Source organism: Streptomyces sp. NPDC051217 (assembly GCF_044455465.1).
In the GTDB taxonomy this organism is placed as follows: domain Bacteria; phylum Actinomycetota; class Actinomycetes; order Streptomycetales; family Streptomycetaceae; genus Streptomyces.
Genome location: NZ_JBITEV010000019.1, coordinates 60,878 through 78,770, shown reverse-complemented (window position 1 = coordinate 78,770; position 17,893 = coordinate 60,878). Strand labels below are relative to the sequence as shown.

Here is a 17,893-nt window from a genome sequence, read left to right as displayed (position 1 = left end):
AGGCGAAGGCGAAGGCGAAGGCGAAGGCGAAGGCGAAACGCTGGGGCTATGAACCGGCTTCCGGCCTCGCCAACCCGAGGTCCCCGCCCGGCGGGACCGCCGAGAAGCGGGCCACGTCCTCGTAGGTGACCCGTTCCAGTTCCCCCGGAACCCACCCGGGCATCCGGTCCTTGTCGATCACCTGAGCGCGGATCCCCTCCACCAGGTCCGGTGTCCGCAGCGCCGCGCAGGACGCGCGGTACTCCGCGTCCAGCACCTCCTCCAGCGTCCCCAGCTCCCGCGCCGCCCGCAGGGCCGCCAGCGTCGCCTTCAGGGCCGTCGGCGACTTCGTGAGGATCGTCTCCGCCGCCTGCTTCGCCGCGTGGTGCCCGCCGGCGAAGAGGCGGCCCACGATCTCCTCCACCGAGTCGGCCGCGTAACACGCGTCGATCCACTCACGGTCGTCGGCCAACTCCCCCTCGGGCGGCGTCGTCGCGTGGCGCCGTACGGCCACCGGCACGTCCGTGGAGGCGAGTTCGGCGGCGAGTGCGGGCAGCCGGCCGGAGGGGACGCAGTGGTCCGCGAGCCCGCAGAGGATCGCGTCGGCCGCACCCACCGCCGCGCCGGTGAGGGCGAGATGCGTGCCGAGTTCGCCGGGCGCCCGGGAGAGCAGATACGTACCGCCGACGTCCGGCACGAGGCCGATGCCGGTCTCGGGCATGGCGACCTCGGAGCGTTCGGTGACGATCCGGACGTTCCCGTGCGCCGAGACGCCGACGCCGCCGCCCATCACGATGCCGTCCATGAAGGCGACGTACGGCCCCGGGATGCGGGCGATCCGGGCGTTGAGGCGGTACTCGTCGCGCCAGAAGGCGGGCGAGGCCGTACCGCCCGTCCGCGCGTCCTCGTAGATCGCCCGGATGTCGCCGCCCGCGCACAGCCCGCGTGTCCCTGCGCCGTCGATGAGCACCGTCCTTACGGACGGGTCCCGTTCCCACGCGGTGAGCGCGGCGTCGATGCGCGACACCATGGCGTGGGTGAGGGCGTTGAGCGCGCGCGGCCGGTTCAGCGTGAGCCGGCCGACGCGCCCTTCGCGCCGTACGAGAACGGTCTCGTCCTCCTTGGGAGGGCCCGCCGTCATCGTGCCCCTCCCCCCGCGTCCGCCGGCAGCTCCAGTGCCTCCACGATCCGCTCGGCGGCCAGCGTCGCGGTCAACGTGCCCTCCCGTACGGACTGTTCGAGCCCGGGAGCGAGCGAGCGTACGCCCGGATGGCTCCGCAGCCGGTCCAGCAGATGGTCACGGACCATCGACCAGGTCCAGTCGACCTGCTGGTCACTCCGCTTGCCCTGGAGGCGACCGCTGGTGTCGAGGACCTTCCTGTGCTGTTCCAGGCGTTCCCAGACGGTGTCGAGCCCCGTTCCCTCACGGGCGCTGCAACTCAGTACCGGCGGCGTCCAGGCCGCGTCGACCGGGTGCATCAGGCGCAGCGCGCCCGCGAGTTCGCGCGCGGCGGACCTGGCGTCCCGCTCGTGCGGCCCGTCGGCCTTGTTGACGGCGATGAGGTCGGCCAGCTCCAGCACCCCCTTCTTGATGCCCTGGAGCTGGTCGCCGGTGCGGGCGAGGCTCAGCAGCAGGAAGGAGTCGACCATGTTCGCGACGGCGGTCTCCGACTGGCCGACGCCGACGGTCTCCACGAGCACCACGTCGTACCCCGCCGCCTCCATCACGATGATCGTCTCGCGGGTCGCCTTCGCGACGCCGCCGAGGGTGCCCGCCGTGGGTGAAGGACGGACGAAGGCCGCCGGGTCGACGGCCAGGCGCTCCATGCGCGTCTTGTCCCCGAGGATGGAGCCGCCCGTCCTGGTGGACGACGGGTCGACGGCGAGGACGGCGACCCGGTGCCCGAGGCCGGTGAGCATGGTGCCGAGGGCGTCGATGAAGGTGGACTTGCCGACGCCGGGCACACCGCTGATGCCGATCCTGCGCGCCGTGCCCGAGTAGGGCAGCAGCGCGGTCAGGAGCCGCTGGGCGAGTTCCCGGTGGTCGGCCCTGGTCGACTCCACCAGGGTGATGGCGCGGGCCACGGCCGAACGGGAGCCGTCGAGCACGCCTTTGGTGTAGGCGTCGATGTCGATGGTGTTCCGAGGAGCCACCGGCTCACCGCTCGTGGCCGAGAGCGGCGGCCAGGGTCGTGAGCAGATCCTGGGCGGCGTCGGGGATGACCGTGCCGGGCGGGAAGACGGCGGCGGCGCCCGCGCGGTGCAGCTCGTCGATGTCTCCGGGCGGGATCACACCGCCCACGACGATCATGATGTCCTCGCGGCCCTCTTTGGCGAGTTCCTCGCGCAGGGCGGGCACCAGCGTGAGGTGTCCGGCGGCCAGCGACGACACCCCGACGATGTGCACGTCGGCCTCGACGGCCTGCCGCGCGACCTCGCCGGGCGTCTGGAACAGCGGGCCGACGTCGACGTCGAAGCCCAGGTCGGCGAAGGCGGTGGCGATGACCTTCTGGCCGCGGTCGTGGCCGTCCTGGCCCATCTTGGCGACCAGGATGCGCGGGCGGCGCCCCTCGGCCTCCTCGAACTCCTCGACGGCGACCCGGGTTCGCTCGACCGCCGGTGACGTCCCGGCCTCGTTCCTGTACACACCGGAGATGGTACGGATCTGGCCGGAGTGGCGCCCGTACGCCTTCTCCAGGGCGTCGGAGATCTCGCCGACGGTGGCCTTGGCGCGCGCCGCGCTCACTGCGAGGGCCAGCAGGTTGCCGTCGAGGCCCGGGGTCGAGCCCGCCTCGGCGGCGCCGGTGAGGGCGCGCAGCGCGTCCTGGCAGACCGCCTCGTCGCGCTCGTCGCGGAGCCGGCGCAGCTTGGCGATCTGCTGTGTCCGTACGGAGGAGTTGTCGACCGATCGGACCTCGATCCGCTCGTCGGTCTCGACCAGGTACTTGTTGACGCCGATGACCGGCTGGCGCCCGGAGTCGATCCTGGCCTGGGTGCGGGCCGCCGCCTCCTCGATCCGGAGCTTGGGGATGCCGGCCGCGATGGCCTGCGCCATGCCGCCGGCCTCCTCGACCTCCTCGATGTGCTGCCAGGCGCGGCGCGCGAGGTCGTACGTGAGCTTCTCGACGTAGGCGCTGCCGCCCCAGGGGTCGATGACGCGGGTGGTGCCGGACTCCTGCTGGAGCAGCAGTTGGGTGTTGCGGGCGATGCGCGCGGAGAAGTCGGTGGGCAGGGCCAGGGCCTCGTCGAGTGCGTTCGTGTGCAGCGACTGGGTGTGGCCCTGGGTGGCGGCCATCGCCTCGACACACGTACGGGGGACGTTGTTGAAGACGTCCTGCGCGGTGAGTGACCAGCCGGAGGTCTGCGAATGGGTGCGCAGCGACAGGGACTTGGTGTTCTTCGGGTCGAACTTCTTGACGAGCCTCGCCCAGAGCAGCCGCGCCGCGCGCAGTTTCGCGATCTCCATGAAGAAGTTCATGCCGATGGCCCAGAAGAAGGAGAGCCGGGGCGCGAACGCGTCGACGTCGAGGCCCACGTCGAGTCCGGCGCGCAGATACTCGACGCCGTCGGCGAGGGTGTAGGCGAGCTCCAGATCGGCCGTCGCGCCGGCTTCCTGGATGTGGTAGCCGGAGATGGAGATCGAGTTGTAGCGCGGCATCTTCTGCGAGGTGTACGCGAAGATGTCGGAGATGATCCGCATCGAGGGCGCGGGCGGATAGATGTAGGTGTTGCGGACCATGAACTCTTTGAGGATGTCGTTCTGGATGGTCCCGGCCAGCTTCTCCGGTGGTACGCCCTGCTCCTCGGCCGCGACGATGTAGAGCGCGAGTACGGGCAGGACGGCGCCGTTCATCGTCATCGACACCGTCATCCTGTCGAGCGGGATGCCGTCGAAGAGCTGGCGCATGTCGTAGATGGAGTCGATGGCGACGCCCGCCATGCCGACGTCACCGGTCACGCGCGGGTGGTCGCTGTCGTAGCCGCGGTGGGTGGGCAGGTCGAAGGCGACGGAGAGGCCCTTCTGCCCGGCGGCGAGGTTGCGCCGGTAGAAGGCGTTGGACTCCTCGGCGGTGGAGAATCCCGCGTACTGGCGGATCGTCCACGGCTGGTTGACGTACATCGTCGGGTAGGGGCCGCGCAGATACGGCGCGATGCCGGGGTACGTCCCGAGGAAGTCGAGGCCCGCGAGGTCCCCCGGGGTGTAGAGCGGTTTGACGGCGATGCCCTCGGGGGTGTTCCAGACGAGGTCGGCGTCGCTCCTGCCGGTGCTCTCCTTGACTGCGGCGCGCCAGCGGTCCTCGTTCGCGCCCGTGGCCGCGGCGGGCCCCAGGTCGATGCCGGTGAAGTCGGGGACGGTCATCGCGCCACTCCAAGGTGGTCGAGGGCGGCGGAGAGTACGGCGACGGCGTCGTCGCCGGCGGCGACGAACTCGTCGACTCCGGCCCGGGTGAAGGTCTCTCGCTGTTCGCCGGGGCGGCCCGCGAGGTACACGCGGGTGGCGCCGGCCGATTTCAGTGCCGCGGCGACCTCTTCGGCCTGCTCGGCGTAGAGCGGGTCGCTGGAGCAGAGGCAGGCGATGGTCGCGCCGGAGGCGGTGAGGGCGTCGGCCACGGTGGTGGCGTCGACGGTGACCGGGTCGTGGACCGGTTCGATGCCGCCGGACTGGAAGAGGTTCGACGCGAAGGTCACGCGCGCCGTGTGCGCCGCCGCGGGGCCGAGCGCGGCCAGCAGGACGCGCGGGCGGGCGCCCGTCGACGCGAGATGCGCGTCGGAGCGGGACCGCAGAGTCTCGAAGGCGTCGTCGCGGTGGACGGTGGGCAGTCCGCCGGCCGGGGCCGGGGGCGGTGCGTCGCGTACGACGGGGGTCTCGGCGAGCTGGGGGAACTCGCTGACGCCGGTGACCGGTTCGCGCCGGCGGGCCAGCTTCTCGGAGCGGGCCGCCCAGGTCGCGGCGAGGCGTGTCGCGACCAGGCCGTCGCGCAGCGCGGCGCGCTGGCCGCCCGCCCGCTCGATCTCCTGGAACCAGGCCCAGGCGGCGTGCGCGAGGTCGTCGGTGAGCCGCTCGACGTACCAGGAGCCGCCCGCCGGGTCGATGACGCGGCCGAGGTGGGACTCCTCGATGAGGATGGTCGAGGTGTTGCGGGCGATCCGCCGGGCGAAGCTGTCCGGCAGTCCGAGGGTGTGGTCGAAAGGCAGGACGGTCACGGCGTCGGCGCCGCCGACCCCGGCGGCCAGCGAGGCGACCGTGGTTCGGAGCATGTTCACCCACGGGTCGCGGCGGGTCATCATCACCGAGGAGGTGACGGCGTGCTGGCGCTGTGCGGCGCCGGCCGGTCCCGCTCCGCCGACCTCGGCGACCCGGGCCCACAGCCGGCGCGCGGCGCGCAGCTTGGCGATGGTCAGGAACTGGTCGGCGGTGGCCGCGTACCTGAACTCCAGCTGGCCGCAGGCCGCTTCGAAGGGGAGTCCGGCGGCGTCGAGGTCGCGCAGCGCGGCGACGCCGGCGGCGAGCGAGCAGCCGAGTTCCTGGGCGGCCGAGCCGCCGGCCTCGTGGTAGGGAAGGGCGTCGACGACGAGGGCGCGCAGTCCGGGGTACTCGCGGTGGCACAGCCGGGCGAGTTCCGCGGCGGCGTCCTGGAGGCCGGGGGTCTCGTCGCCGGTGCGGGCGAGGCGGCCGAGCGGGTCGGCGCCGAGGGTGCCGCGCGCCTCGTCCCGCGGGACGTCGCGGTCGTCGAGAAGACGCAGCAACTCGGCGGCGGCGCCAGGGAATTCGTCCCCCGCGTCGAGCGCGATCGGGGCGAGGTCGAGATAGACGCCGTCGAGGGCGTCGCCCAGCGCGGAGACGGGCACGCCCGTCTCTCCCACGGCCAGCCACAGCGAGGTGGTGCCGTTGGCCAGGTCTTCCAGTACGGCCTCGTTGGTGCGCGCCGCGTCGGTCCGCGCGTGGCGCTGGCGTACGTCCCAGCCGCTCGGCGTCGGGCCGCCGGGGGTGCCGCCCCGGGTGAACGGCGCGAAGCCCGGCAGACCGCCGTCCCCGGGGTCGTCGGCGGCGGTGTAGAGGGGACGGGTGGTCAGCCCGTCCTCGATGGTTGTCGAGAGTGCGTCCTCGGCGTCGGTCCCCGAGACGTTCCGACCGGTTTTCCGGAGTACCCCCTCCACCAGACCCTGCCATTGCTCATGGGTCGGCTCGGGGAACTCAGCTGCCAGCGATAGCCCGCTGTCGGGCAGGAGCGTCATGGCCGAGATGGTAGGGCAGGGCATCTCCAAGCCATCAGGTTGGACCCGTGTGACCTTGCCCTCCCCCCTGTACGCCCCCTGACTGCTCCCCTATGCGCCCCCTAGCGACCCCCTCAACGGCCCCTCCTCGACCCTCGAATTCACGCCATGTGTCGCCCTCGGTGCTGCCCTCGTCGCCGTGTGTCCCCCGCCCGCGCAGGGGGCTGGCGCCGTCTCATAATCATCAACGGCTACGCTGCCCCAGACCGGCGCGTGACGGGCCCCTCCGTACACCCGCGCAGACGAGCGATTACGCGCGCCAACTTTTTCAGTCCGCAACCCGCCACTGCCCCGTGTTCACACCGGCCGGTGCACGATCTTTTCTTGGATGGCGTAGCACCCAATGTCTTGGTTCGAATCACTCATCCTCGGACTCGTCCAGGGGCTGACCGAGTTCCTGCCCATCTCCTCCAGCGCGCATCTGCGGCTGACCGCCGCTTTCGCGGGCTGGCACGATCCGGGTGCGGCGTTCACCGCGATCACGCAGATCGGTACGGAGGCGGCGGTCCTCATCTACTTCCGCAAGGACATCGCCCGGATCGTCTCGGCCTGGTCCCGCTCGCTGACGAACAAGGCGATGCGCTCCGACCACGACGCGCAGATGGGGTGGTTGGTGATCGTGGGGTCGATCCCCATCGGAGTGCTCGGGGTGACGTTCAAGGACCAGATCGAGGGGCCCTTCCGTGATCTGCGGCTGATCGCGACGACGTTGATCGTGATGGGTGTCATCCTCGGCATCGCGGACCGGCTGGCGGCGCGCGACGAGACGGGCGGGAAGCACCGCGCCGTCAAGGAGCGCAAGACGCTGAAGGAACTGAACGTCAGGGACGGTCTGATCTTCGGGTTCTGCCAGGCCATGGCGCTGGTTCCGGGTGTCTCCCGGTCGGGTGCGACGATCAGTGGCGGACTGCTGATGGGCTACACCCGTGAGGCGGCGGCGCGTTACTCGTTCCTGCTCGCCATCCCGGCCGTACTGGCCTCGGGCGCCTTCGAGTTGAAGGACGCAGGCGAGGGGCATGTCTCATGGGGGCCGACGATCTTCGCGACGATCATCGCCTTTATCGTTGGATATGCCGTTATCGCCTGGTTCATGAAGTTCATCACCACGAAAAGTTTCATGCCGTTCGTGATCTACCGGATCCTGCTCGGCATCGTGCTGTTCGCACTCGTCGGCACGGACACCCTGAGCCCGCACGCGGGCGAGTCCGCCGGCTGACCGCCCGACGCCGGGTCTCCCCCTCTTCTTCCCGGCCTCCAGGCCGGTCCCACGCCGTCGTCCGCGCCCGGGGTGTGCGCAAGGACACGTCCGGGCGTCGCCCGCCCCCGGACCGCCGGGCGACGGCCGGAACCCTTGGTGCGACAGGGCCCGAAGCTGACGCACCGTGGGGTTGCCCTGTCGGCGTGTGAGCTATCCCGCTCCCGGAACGGCGCGGGAACCGGGCGGCAGCCCGTACGGTTGCCATATGTCCACAACTTCCTCCACCGCTTCCGCGGCGTCCGGCGCCATCGCGGCCAACGAGCGCATCCGCGCCCTGGTCGACGCGGCCGACGGCACGTGGCCGGCCGAGGAGTACGAAGTCCTGCTGCTGGAATGGGCGGCGGCCCTGCACGACGCGGTCGACGAGGCCGCGTAGGGCGCACGCCCAGGGGCGCGTTTCGACAGTCGGGAGTCAGGCCCGGTCCCGCGGTGACACCGCGGGGCCGGGCCTTTCCCCTATATCCGCATGTGTCCCCGACGGATCCGGCCGATCCTCAGGACCGGATGATCGGCGGATCCGCCGACCTCTTGGCCTGGGGCCTCCACTGCCGGAGAATGATCAGATGACGCAGCGTGTGGATCTCGCGACCGTGATGGACCGGCTGGCCGTCGACGAGGTGATCAGCGGCTACGCGACGGCCCTGGACGACGGCGACTGGCCCGGCTTTCTCGCGCTCTTCACGTCCGACGGACGCGCCGACCACCGCGGCGCCGGTGGAATCGAGGGGTCGGCCGCCGAGGTGGCCGACTGGCTCGCCGGCGTCCTGGGCGGTTTCCCCGTACGCCAGCACCTGATCGGCAATCGCCGGCTGACCTTCGAGAACGTCGACGGATATCCGGGCGGCGACCGCGCCGAGGTACGGGCCGACAACCTGAGCACGCTGTTCCCGGAGTCCGGCGAGGCGACCCTCGCCATCAGCCGTTACACCTTCGGGCTCACCCGTACGGATGACGGCTGGCTGCTGCACACCGTCGTGGCCGGGGAGAAGGCGCGGCGCGGCGCCGGTGGCACCGCCGGGGGCTGACCGCCGGTGGCGACGGCGGCGGCCGACCCGACGAGGGGCGGACACACCGGGGAAGCTCTGTCCTCCCGCGCCTTCTCTCCCCCACACTGACCCGTACCGCTGATCTGCACCGCTCACGGGCGGGACGAGGGGGCACGGCATGTGGGTTCCGGTCGACCGGCGGGAGGCATGGGTCCGTCGTTCCCATTCGCCGGTGTGGCGAGGATTCGCGGCCCTGGTGGCCGGAGCGCTGCCCGCGTTCGCCTTTCCCGAGACGAACATCGCGTGGTTCGCGTACATCGCTCTCGTGCCGTGGATGATGATGCTGCGTACGGCTCCGACTGGCCGGCGCGCGTTCCTGGACGGCTGGATCGGTGGGCTGGGCTTCATGCTCGCCGTCCATCAGTGGCTGATCCCGAGCCTGCACGTGTTCATCCTGGTGCTGGGCGGGTTTCTGGGGCTGCTGTGGGGGCCGTGGGGCTGGCTGGTCCGCGTGATGCTCCGCGGACGTCCGTCGGTCCGGCGTACGGTCGCCGCGCTGGCGGTGTTGCCGTCGGGCTGGCTGATCATCGAGACGGTGCGGTCCTTCGACGGGCTCGGCGGTCCCTGGGGGCTGCTGGGCGCCAGTCAGTGGGACGTGGCGCCCGCGCTACGGCTCGCCTCGGTCGGAGGCGTATGGCTGGTGAGTCTTCTGGTGGTCGCCGTGAACACGGCGCTGACCGTGCTGCTGACGGTCTCCACGGCCCGTACGACCGCCGTCGCGTGCCTCGTGGCGTGCGCCGTCGCCGTGACCGTCGCCTGGATCTGGGCACCGCTCCCGGAGAACGCCGGGCACGCCCGTATCGCCATCGTCCAGCCCGGTGTCATCGCGGGCGTAGAGCGGCGTTTCGACCGCAGCGAGGAGCTGACGCGCTCGCTCGACGGACAGGATCTCGATCTCGTGGTCTGGGGCGAGAGCAGCGTCGGCCGCGATCTCACCAACCGGCCCGATCTGGCGAACCGTATCGCCGCGCTGTCACGCCGGGTCGGCTCCCCGGTCCTGATCAACATGGACGCTCCCGGCTCCGACGAGGCGGGGCGCACGGGGATCTTCAAGAGCGCCGTACTGGTGGGTCCCGACGGGCTGACGGGCGACCGCTACGACAAGATGCGCCTGGTGCCGTTCGGCGAGTACATCCCGATGCGCGACGCGCTCGGCTGGGCGACGTCCGTGGGCAAGGCGGCGTCCCAGGACCGCAGACGCGGCACACATCAGGTGGTGATGGTGCTGCCCGGTCCCTGGCAGGAGAGGCTGCGGATCGGCCCGCTGATCTGCTTCGAGTCGGCGTTCCCGGACATGAGCCGGGCGCTGGTCAGGGACGGCGCGCAACTGCTCGTCGCGCAGTCGGCGACGTCGACCTTCCAGCAGAGCTGGGCGCCCGAGCAGCACGCGACGCTGGCCGCGCTGCGGGCGGCCGAGACGGGCCGCCCGACGGTGCACGCCACACTCACCGGCATCAGCGCGGTGTACGGCCCGGAGGGCAAGCGGGTCGGCACCCCGCTCGGTACGGATCGCAGCGCGAGCGCCGTCTACGAGGTTCCGCTGGCGCGCGGCACCACCGCGTTCGTCGACCTCGGCGCCTGGCCGCTGTACGGCGCGCTGGCCGTTCTCGCGGCTCTCTGCGCCTTCGAGGGGGCCCGGTCGCTCAGACGGCCTGGGCGCGAGCGGCCAGCACCACACGCTCGCACAGCTCGTGCGTCGAAAGAGCGTCCCGGCCGCTGAGCGTCTTCCCCGCGCGTACGGCGTCGAGGAACGCCAGCACGCACTGCTCGATGCCGCGCTGCCGGGCGACCGGCACCCAGTCGCCGCGCCTGCGGACGCTGGGCTGGCCCTTGTGGTCGACGATCTCGGCGATGTGGTGGACGGCCCGCTTGGTGTCCTGTCCGGAGACTTCGAGGATCTCCTCGGTCGAGCCGTTCATCCGGTTCATCATCCCGATGGCGGTGAAGCCGTCGCCGGAGAGCTGGAGCACGACGTGGTGCGTCAGGCCCTCCCGGACCCGGGCGCGGACGTCGACGTGCTCGACGGGGCCGGGGAGCAGGAAGCGCAGGGTGTCCACGACATGGATGAAGTCGTCCAGGACGAGGACGCGGGCGTCCTCGGGCAGGCCGATGCGGTTCTTCTGCATGAGGATCAGATCGCGCGGATGTTCGAGGCACTGCGCGTAGGCGGGCGCGAAGCGACGGTTGAAGCCGACGGCGAGGCTCGTCCCGCGCTCCTCGGCGAGGGCGACCAGGCGCTCGGAGTCCTTGAGTTCGTAGGCGAGGGGCTTGTCGACGAAGGTCGGCACACCGGCCTCCAGCAGCCGGGTGACGATCTCGGCGTGCGCGGAGGTCGGCGCGTGGACGAACGCCGCGTCCAGCCCCTGGGCGAGAAGCGAGTCGAGGTCGGCGTGGCGCCGCTCGCCCGGGATGTGGTGGGTGTCGCCGACCCGCGCGAGGGTGGCAGGGGTACGGGTGTGCAGATGCAGCTCGATCCCGGGCAGCGTGGTGAGCACCGGCAGATACGCCTTCCGGGCGATGTCGCCGAGCCCTATGCAGCCGACCTTCACGTGGGTCTCCCTGTCGCCGTGCCGCGGTCCTGCTCTCCCGCGCCGGTGCGCGGGGGTCCGCCGGGCGGACCCTGATCCGCAGCATACGGGCGATGCCGGGACGGCCGGTCGGCGACGCCCGCGGAGGCGCTCGGAGGCACGCCGGGGGACGGCGACGGCAACACGCGCGCGGGCCGCGTCACCCGTGCGGGTCACAGCGCGCCGTTATGTCTCCGACACGCCGCCCGGCCAGCAGAGTTGTCCCGGTGACACGGCGAACGAGAACGACAGCGGTACTCCTGCTCGGTGTGGCGGTCGGCGGGGTCTCCGCCTGCGTGGCCGTGGAGCCCGAGGCCGGGACGGGCGTCGGAGCCGTACGGGAGGCCCCGCCCCGGCGCACCGTGGCGCCGCGGATCGTGCAGCCGCCGGCGCGCGAGGCGTTGGAGGCCGCGGCCCCACTCGCGCGCACGCCGCCTCCGAAACTGCAGGCCACGTCGGCGGCCGTACGGCCGCCACCCGAGCCGCCCCGCCGCCGGGCGGCCGTACAACGGTCCGCGCCGACCACCGCACGGCCCGCCCCGGCGCCCCCGACGGCGCTGCCGGACACGGGCGGGGAGCTGTGCGCGCTCGGTGAGCGGTACGGGGGCTGGAAGCCGGACAGCCCGGAGAGCCGTCTCTGCGAGGAGACGTACGGCGACTGAGGCACGTCGCTCAGTCGTCGAGCAGCTGCCGCTCCAGCCGGCCGATCGCGGTCCGGACCCCGTTCCCGTACCCGTCGTCCCCGAGCGCGTTCACGGCGGCGCGCGCCCGGGAGAGGTGCAGTCGCGCCGCGTCGGGGCGCTGGAGTTTCACATAGTCGGCGGCCAGGTTGAGATGGAGCGAGGGGTAGAAGGCGCGCACCGCCGGTGAGGCGAGGGACATGGCCGGTCCCTCCGCCGCGGTCAGGGCGCGCAGGTCCCAGGCCAGTTCGTCGCCGGGATCGTCCTGCGTGTCGGCCATGTAATGCGCGAGCGTGCAGCGGTGGAGCGGGTCGCCGGACTCGCCGATCTCGGTCCACAGCTCGCCGAACCGGTTGCGCGCCTCCTCGCGGTCACCGCCGTGGAGCAGCATGACCGCCTGCCCGATCCTGGTCAGGACGGCGTCCTCCGACACCTCGCGCCGCTCCATCGCCTGCCGCCTCCCGCGCCCGCCCGGTCGATCCCGTCCGGCCCGACGCTAACCGTCCCGACCGGCATTCGGGCACAGGCTCACCCGCCCGGCGCGGACCGCCGGGCGGGGCGGGACCCGGTCAGCCCAGGTCGGGGATGCGCCAGTCGATCGCCTTGTGCCCCTGCGCGGCGATCGCCTCGTTGATCTGGGTGAACGGGCGCGAGCCGAAGAACTTCTTCGCCGACAGCGGCGAGGGATGCGCGCCCTTCACCACCACGTGCCGCGACTCGTCGATCAGCGGCAGCTTCTTCTGCGCGTACGCACCCCAGAGCACGAAGACAGCGGGATCGGGCCGGGCGTCCACCGCGCGGATCACCGCGTCAGTGACCTGCTCCCAGCCCTTTCCCTTGTGCGAGTTGGCCTCACCGGCCCGCACCGTCAGAACGGCGTTGAGCAGCAGCACGCCCTGCTCGGCCCACGGCATCAGATAGCCGTTGTCCGGCACCGGGTGGCCCAGCTCCTCCTTCATTTCCTTGTAGATGTTCCGCAAGGAGGGAGGAGTGCGCACCCCGGGCCGCACCGAGAAGCAGAGACCATGGCCCTGGCCCTCGCCGTGGTACGGATCCTGGCCGAGGACAAGGACCTTGACCTGGTCGTACGGCGTGGCGTCGAGCGCGGCGAACACCTCTTCGCGCGGGGGGTAGACCGGCCCCTTCGCCCGCTCTTCCTCGACGAACTCGGTGAGCTCCTTGAAGTAGGGCTTCTGGAGCTCTTCGCCGAGGACGCCACGCCAGGACTCGGGCAGCATGTCGGTGTCGGTCACGTCAACAACCTCCGGTAAACGATCAGTTGGGCCACTCCTGAATCTACCGGTGAGCACTGACAATCGCCGCTACCAGCTGGCCTTCCGGCTGAACTCCCAGAGCTGCATGACCGTCTGCGGGTCGAGCGCGCGCTCGCCGCCGCTGATCTCCTGCGACGCCGCGACGTAGAGCTTCCCCTGCCACAGCGGAAGCAGCCGGACGTCGTCGACGAAGATCTCCTGGGCGCGCTCGAACTGCTCGATCACCGCGCCCCGGTCGCTCTCGCGCCGCGACTGCGGCAGCAGCTCCGTGGTGATCTCAGGGCTCTCGTAGGGCGTGCTGAGCGCGTTGTTCTTGCCGACGAAGGGGGCCACGAAGTTGTCCGGGTCCGGGAAGTCGGGGAACCAGCCTCGGCCGAAGACCGGGTACTCACCCTTCTGGAAGCCCGCCTGGAAGTCCTTCCAGGGCTTGCTCTTCAGCGTGATCTTGAAGAGGCCGGACGCCTCCAGCTGGCGCTTGAGCTCCGCGAACTCGGCCACCGTGCCGGAGCCGTAACGGTCGGTCGTGAACCAGAGGGTCAGCGGCACCGGCGTCTCGACGCCCGCGTCCTCAAGGATGGACTGCGCCTTGCTGACGTCCGGGTCGCCGTATCTGTCGAAGAAGCTCGTGGCGTGCCCGGAGATGCCCTTGGGGACCATCGAGTACAGCGGCTCGGCGGTGCCCTGGTAGACCTTGGCCACCAGGGCGTCGCGGTCGACCACCTGGGCCACGGCCTGCCGTACGGGCAGCTTCGCCGCCGACTCGTCCTTGGGGTTGAACACCAGGTAGCGGATGTCGGCGCCGACGGTCTCGATCAGCTGAAGGTGATCGTTCTCTTCCTTCTTCTGTTCGAGCTCGACGACTTCCTCCGAGGTCAGGCCTCGGTAGATGACGTCGATCTCCTTCTTCTTCAGGGCGCCGAACATCTTGTCGGAGTCCTGGAAGTACTGGATCTTGACGGCTGAGTTCTTACGGTCGGCGAAGCCCTTGTAGCTGGTGTTCTCGGCCAGTTCGGCGTTGCTGCCCGCGGTGTACGACTCAAGCGTGTACGGGCCGGAGCCGGTGAGTTTGCCGTCTTCCCGGAGCTTGTCGGCCGGGTACTCCTCCGGGTCGACGATGGACATCGCGGGGGCGGCGAGGACGAACGGGAACGTGGCGTCGGGCTTGTTCAGGGTGAACGTGACGGTCAGGTCGCCGTCCGTGGTGACGCCCTTGAGCGACGCGAGGAGTCCGTTGGGACCACCGTTCACGTTGATCTTCACGATGCGGTCGAACGAGTGCTTGACGGCTTCGGCGTCGAGCTTGTGGCCGTTGGAGAACGTCAGCCCCTCGCGGAGTTCGCAGCGGTAGACCTTGTTCGTCGAGTCCGTGAATTTGCAGTTGTCGGCCGCGTCGGGCTGCGGAGTCGTACTACCCGTGGGGAACGCCACCAGGGTCTGGAAGACGTTCCGGTACAACTCCCACGAGTTGTCCCACGCGGCGGCCGGGTCGAGCGTGCTCGGCTCACTGGTGGTACCGATCGTGATCTTCTCGTCCTCGCCGGCGCTGTCCGCCGAGAACAGGCCACATCCGGCCAGCAGGGATATGGACGCGAGGGCTGCAGCCGCCTGCAGACTGGTCCGGTTGAACACGTGCACGCTCCTTGTTCAGCCACGAGTCGGGCGACCATACCGCAGCGCCCCATCGGTTCAATATGCAGGTCTGATGGGGCACTTGGAGCATTCACTGACAAAATATGTCAGTGCACACCAGCGTTGAGAAAAATTCCGCCGTCGACGACCAGCGTCTGCCCGGTGATCCAGTCCGACTGGTCGGACGTGAGGAACGCCGCGGCGCCGCCGACATCCTCCGGCACACCGAGGCGCCCCAGCGGGTAGGCGGCCACGGCCTCCGCCTCCCGGCCCTCGTAGATCGCCTGCGCGAACCTGGTCTTGATCACGGCCGGCGCGATGGCGTTGACGCGCACGCCGGGCGCGAACTCGTGAGCCAGCTGGAGGGTCAGATTGACCATCGCCGCCTTGCTCATCCCGTACGCGCCGATGAACGGCGACGCGGACACCCCCGCGACCGAGGCGATGTTCACGATCGCACCGCCGTGATCCTTCTGCCAGGCGCGCCAGGTCAGCTGGGCGAAGCCCAGGGCCGAGATGACGTTGGTCTCGAACACCTTGCGCGCCACGTTGAGATCGAGATCGGCGATCGGGCCGAACACCGGGTTCGTGCCGGCGTTGTTCACCAGGAAGTCGACGCGGCCGAACGCCTCCATGACGCGGTCGACCGCGGCGGCCTGGTGGGCCTCGTCGTGGGCCTTGCCGGGGAAGCCGATGGCCCGGTCGGGTCCCAGACGCTCCACGGCCTCCTTGAGCGCTTCCTCGTTCCGTCCGGTGATGCACACCCGGTCGCCGCGGGCGACGAGCGCCTCGGCGATGCCGTAACCGATACCCCGGCTGGCGCCCGTGATCAGAGCGACCTTGCCGCTGTCGGGCCGGGCCGCTTCCTTCGGCTGTTCCGTCATGTCCGACACCTTCCGCTTCAGTTGAGGGGTCCGCCGGCGACGTACAGCACCTGGCCGGAGACGAATCCGGCGTTCTCGCCCGTGAAGAAGGCGATCGCGTTGGCGATGTCGTCGGGGACGCCGACCCGCTGGACGGGGATCTGGGTGGCCGCCGCCGCCTGGAACTCCTCGAAGCCCATGCCGACGCGGGCGGCGGTCTGGGCCGTCATCTCGGTGACGATGAACCCGGGGGCCACGGCGTTGGCCGTGACGCCGAACTTGCCGAGCTCCTTGGCCAGGGTCTTGGTGAAGCCCTGGAGGCCGGCCTTGACCGCGGAGTAGTTCGCCTGGCCGCGGTTCCCGAGCGCCGAACTGGACGACAGATTGACGATACGGCCGAACTTGGCCTCCACCATGTGCTGCTGGCAGGCGCGGGCCATCAGGAAGGCGCCCTTGAGATGCACGTTCATCACGGTGTCCCAGTCGGACTCGCTCATCTTGAAGAGGAGGTTGTCCCGGAGCACGCCCGCGTTGTTGACGAGGATCGTGGGCGCGCCCAGCTCGGCGGCGACGCGCGCGACGGCGGCCTCGACCTGGGCGGAGTCGGAGACGTCGCCGCCGACGGCGAGGGCCTTGCCGCCCGCGGCGGTGATGGTGCCGACGGTCTCCTCGCAGGCCGCCTCGTCCAGGTCGAGTACGGCGACGGCCCGGCCCTCGGCCGCGAGACGGACCGCGGTCGCGGCGCCGATCCCCCGCGCCGCGCCGGTCACGACGGCGACACGCTGCTCGGTGGTGGACATGCTGCTTCTCCTCGTCCTTGGATCGCGGTGTCGGCACGAGTGCACTGAGCGACCGCTTAGTATTCAGCTGCCGTGACGCTAGAAGCCCTGACACCCGGTGTCAACGGCACACGGGGCGGTGAACGTATGTCACACCGCGGGAGCCCACCCGCCCGCCGGGGTCCTACCGCACCAGCAGGTCCAGCAGCCGCTCGGCCTCCGCCGCAGGGTCGAGCGTCAGCCCCGTGTGTACGGGACCGGGCTGGACGACCGTCGAACGGGGGGCGATCAGCCAGCGGAACCGCCGCCCCGCGTCGTCGCGCGCGGCCTGCCCGGCGGGGTCCCCGCCCGCGCAGACGTTCTCGACGGCGCGCAGCGCGGCCCGTACGCCCGCCACATCGGCGTCCGGCGCCAGCGCCTTGAGCCGGGACTCGTCCAGGTGCGTACGGGCGGCAACGAACGACTTGGCACGGCAGTACACGAGGACGCCCGCGTTGATGAACTCCCCGCGCTCGACCCTCGGTACGACGCGCAGCGGCGCGTACTCGAACACATCGCGTCCGTTCATCGGCCCTCTCCTCCGGCCTTCTTCGTGGGATGCGGCCAGGGCGTGAGGTGCTCGGTCAGCCAGCCGGGTGCCCCCGAGGGGCGCGCATTGGGGGGCGCGTCGAGGGTGAGACGTTCATGGATGGTCGCCGCGCGCGGCAGCAGCGCCGCGACGTAGGCGCGCCGTACCGCGTCCGTGGTGTCGAACCCGGGCTCGTCCACGAGCCATTCGTCCGGCACGTCGGCGGTGACCTCGGTCAGCAGCTCCTCGGTGACGAGCGGCGCGAGTTCGGCGGCGGCCGAGGCGATGTCGGGGCCGAACCGCGCGAGGACATGGTCGGACGCGTCGTACGGCTTCGCGGCCGACGCCTGGGCGCCGGGCCAGTTGTGGTGCCAGATCATGGTGGCGCCATGGTCGATGAGCCACAGATCGCCGTGCCAGACAAGCATGTTGGGGTTGCGCCAGGACCGGTCGACGTTGTTGATGAGCGCGTCGAACCACACGATCCGGCCGGCCTCGGCCGGCCCCACCTCGTACGCGAGCGGATCGAAACCCAGCGACCCGGGCAGGAAGTCCATCCCGAGGTTCAGCCCACCGCTCGCCTTCAGCAGATCCTGCACCTCTTCGTCGGGCTCCCCGAGACCGATGACCGGGTCGAGCTGCATGGTCACCAACTCCGGCACCCGCAACCCGAGCCGCCGCCCCAACTGCCCGCAGATGATCTCGGCGACGAGCGTCTTGCGCCCCTGCCCCGCGCCGGTGAACTTCATGACGTACGTCCCGAGATCGTCGGCCTCGACGATCCCGGGGAGCGAGCCGCCCTCACGCAAGGGGGTGACATAGCGGGTCGCAGCGACCTCGTTCAACACTTTCTCAGGCCATCCATCTCATCAGTGGTCCGTCGATCGCGGTGCGCCCTGCTTCCGGCCTCCGGCATGAAGTGAGCATAGTAACCGAGGGTGATCGCGGGTGAGGGATGCCCGAGCCACCGCGCC

Annotated in this window: 17 protein-coding genes; 5 read left to right on the top strand and 12 right to left on the bottom strand. The window is 70.8% G+C overall.

Annotation, left to right across the window (positions count from 1 at the left end; all coding sequences use genetic code 11):
- Positions 1 to 46: 46 nt before the first annotated feature.
- From ACIBBB_RS31790 to ACIBBB_RS31775, 4 genes are read right to left on the bottom strand one after another with little or no spacing between them, the layout of a single operon-like run.
- Positions 47 to 1,120 (bottom strand): enoyl-CoA hydratase/isomerase family protein, encoded by a 1,074-nt coding sequence (locus tag ACIBBB_RS31790; protein ID WP_398988152.1) that lies wholly within the window; start codon positions 1,118 to 1,120, stop codon positions 47 to 49.
- Positions 1,117 to 2,133 carry a methylmalonyl Co-A mutase-associated GTPase MeaB gene (gene meaB / locus ACIBBB_RS31785; RefSeq protein ID WP_398988150.1) on the bottom strand — a complete coding sequence of 339 codons (1,017 nt, stop codon included), beginning with the start codon at positions 2,131 to 2,133 and terminating at the stop codon, positions 1,117 to 1,119. The genes ACIBBB_RS31790 and meaB overlap by 4 nt, the downstream gene beginning before the upstream one ends.
- Positions 2,134 to 2,137: 4 nt before the next feature.
- Complete coding sequence (gene scpA / locus ACIBBB_RS31780) at positions 2,138 to 4,339, bottom strand: methylmalonyl-CoA mutase (RefSeq protein WP_398988148.1); 2,202 nt, start codon at positions 4,337 to 4,339, stop codon at positions 2,138 to 2,140.
- The gene (locus ACIBBB_RS31775; RefSeq protein WP_398988146.1) at positions 4,336 to 6,216 is read right to left on the bottom strand and encodes a methylmalonyl-CoA mutase family protein; all 1,881 of its coding nucleotides are present in this window, start codon (positions 6,214 to 6,216) and stop codon (positions 4,336 to 4,338) included. The genes scpA and ACIBBB_RS31775 overlap by 4 nt, the downstream gene beginning before the upstream one ends.
- A gap of 382 nt (positions 6,217 to 6,598) precedes the next feature.
- On the opposite strand from ACIBBB_RS31775, the gene ACIBBB_RS31770 reads away from it, so the two are divergent.
- The 4 genes from ACIBBB_RS31770 to lnt all read left to right on the top strand — a co-directional run bounded on the left by ACIBBB_RS31770 (position 6,599) and on the right by lnt (position 10,279).
- Positions 6,599 to 7,471, top strand: a complete 873-nt coding sequence (locus ACIBBB_RS31770) for an undecaprenyl-diphosphate phosphatase (protein WP_398988144.1) — start codon at positions 6,599 to 6,601, stop codon at positions 7,469 to 7,471.
- A gap of 247 nt (positions 7,472 to 7,718) precedes the next feature.
- Positions 7,719 to 7,889 carry a hypothetical protein gene (locus ACIBBB_RS31765; protein WP_398988142.1) on the top strand — a complete coding sequence of 57 codons (171 nt, stop codon included), beginning with the start codon at positions 7,719 to 7,721 and terminating at the stop codon, positions 7,887 to 7,889.
- Between the two features lie 187 nt (positions 7,890 to 8,076).
- Positions 8,077 to 8,538: a nuclear transport factor 2 family protein gene (locus ACIBBB_RS31760; protein ID WP_398988140.1), complete on the top strand. Its 462-nt coding sequence runs from the start codon at positions 8,077 to 8,079 to the stop codon at positions 8,536 to 8,538.
- A gap of 139 nt (positions 8,539 to 8,677) precedes the next feature.
- Positions 8,678 to 10,279, top strand: a complete 1,602-nt coding sequence (gene lnt / locus ACIBBB_RS31755) for an apolipoprotein N-acyltransferase (protein ID WP_398988138.1) — start codon at positions 8,678 to 8,680, stop codon at positions 10,277 to 10,279.
- Here lnt and ACIBBB_RS31750 read toward each other — a convergent pair.
- The gene (locus tag ACIBBB_RS31750; protein WP_398988136.1) at positions 10,203 to 11,108 is read right to left on the bottom strand and encodes a Gfo/Idh/MocA family protein; all 906 of its coding nucleotides are present in this window, start codon (positions 11,106 to 11,108) and stop codon (positions 10,203 to 10,205) included. The genes lnt and ACIBBB_RS31750 overlap by 77 nt on opposite strands.
- Before the next feature lie 245 nt (positions 11,109 to 11,353).
- Between ACIBBB_RS31750 and ACIBBB_RS31745 the strand changes: the two genes are divergently transcribed.
- Positions 11,354 to 11,788: a hypothetical protein gene (locus tag ACIBBB_RS31745; protein ID WP_398988135.1), complete on the top strand. Its 435-nt coding sequence runs from the start codon at positions 11,354 to 11,356 to the stop codon at positions 11,786 to 11,788.
- 10 nt (positions 11,789 to 11,798) lie between these two features.
- Here ACIBBB_RS31745 and ACIBBB_RS31740 read toward each other — a convergent pair whose 3' ends face one another.
- The 7 genes from ACIBBB_RS31740 to ACIBBB_RS31710 all read right to left on the bottom strand — a co-directional run bounded on the left by ACIBBB_RS31740 (position 11,799) and on the right by ACIBBB_RS31710 (position 17,767).
- Complete coding sequence (locus tag ACIBBB_RS31740; protein WP_398988133.1) at positions 11,799 to 12,254, bottom strand: hypothetical protein; 456 nt, start codon at positions 12,252 to 12,254, stop codon at positions 11,799 to 11,801.
- 121 nt (positions 12,255 to 12,375) lie between these two features.
- The gene (locus ACIBBB_RS31735; RefSeq protein WP_398988131.1) at positions 12,376 to 13,059 is read right to left on the bottom strand and encodes a uracil-DNA glycosylase; all 684 of its coding nucleotides are present in this window, start codon (positions 13,057 to 13,059) and stop codon (positions 12,376 to 12,378) included.
- A gap of 69 nt (positions 13,060 to 13,128) precedes the next feature.
- On the bottom strand, positions 13,129 to 14,709 hold the full coding sequence (locus tag ACIBBB_RS31730; RefSeq protein WP_398988129.1) for an ABC transporter substrate-binding protein: 1,581 nt from the start codon (positions 14,707 to 14,709) through the stop codon (positions 13,129 to 13,131).
- A gap of 107 nt (positions 14,710 to 14,816) precedes the next feature.
- Positions 14,817 to 15,593, bottom strand: coding sequence for an SDR family oxidoreductase (locus tag ACIBBB_RS31725; RefSeq protein ID WP_398988127.1), 777 nt, complete (start codon positions 15,591 to 15,593; stop codon positions 14,817 to 14,819).
- 17 nt (positions 15,594 to 15,610) lie between these two features.
- Positions 15,611 to 16,372: a 3-oxoacyl-ACP reductase FabG gene (gene fabG, locus ACIBBB_RS31720; RefSeq protein WP_398988125.1), complete on the bottom strand. Its 762-nt coding sequence runs from the start codon at positions 16,370 to 16,372 to the stop codon at positions 15,611 to 15,613.
- A 163-nt stretch (positions 16,373 to 16,535) separates the two neighbouring features.
- Positions 16,536 to 16,919 (bottom strand): DUF3037 domain-containing protein, encoded by a 384-nt coding sequence (locus tag ACIBBB_RS31715; protein ID WP_398988123.1) that lies wholly within the window; start codon positions 16,917 to 16,919, stop codon positions 16,536 to 16,538.
- On the bottom strand, positions 16,916 to 17,767 hold the full coding sequence (locus ACIBBB_RS31710) for a HipA family kinase (RefSeq protein WP_398988121.1): 852 nt from the start codon (positions 17,765 to 17,767) through the stop codon (positions 16,916 to 16,918). The genes ACIBBB_RS31715 and ACIBBB_RS31710 overlap by 4 nt, the downstream gene beginning before the upstream one ends.
- Positions 17,768 to 17,893 lie beyond the last annotated feature (126 nt).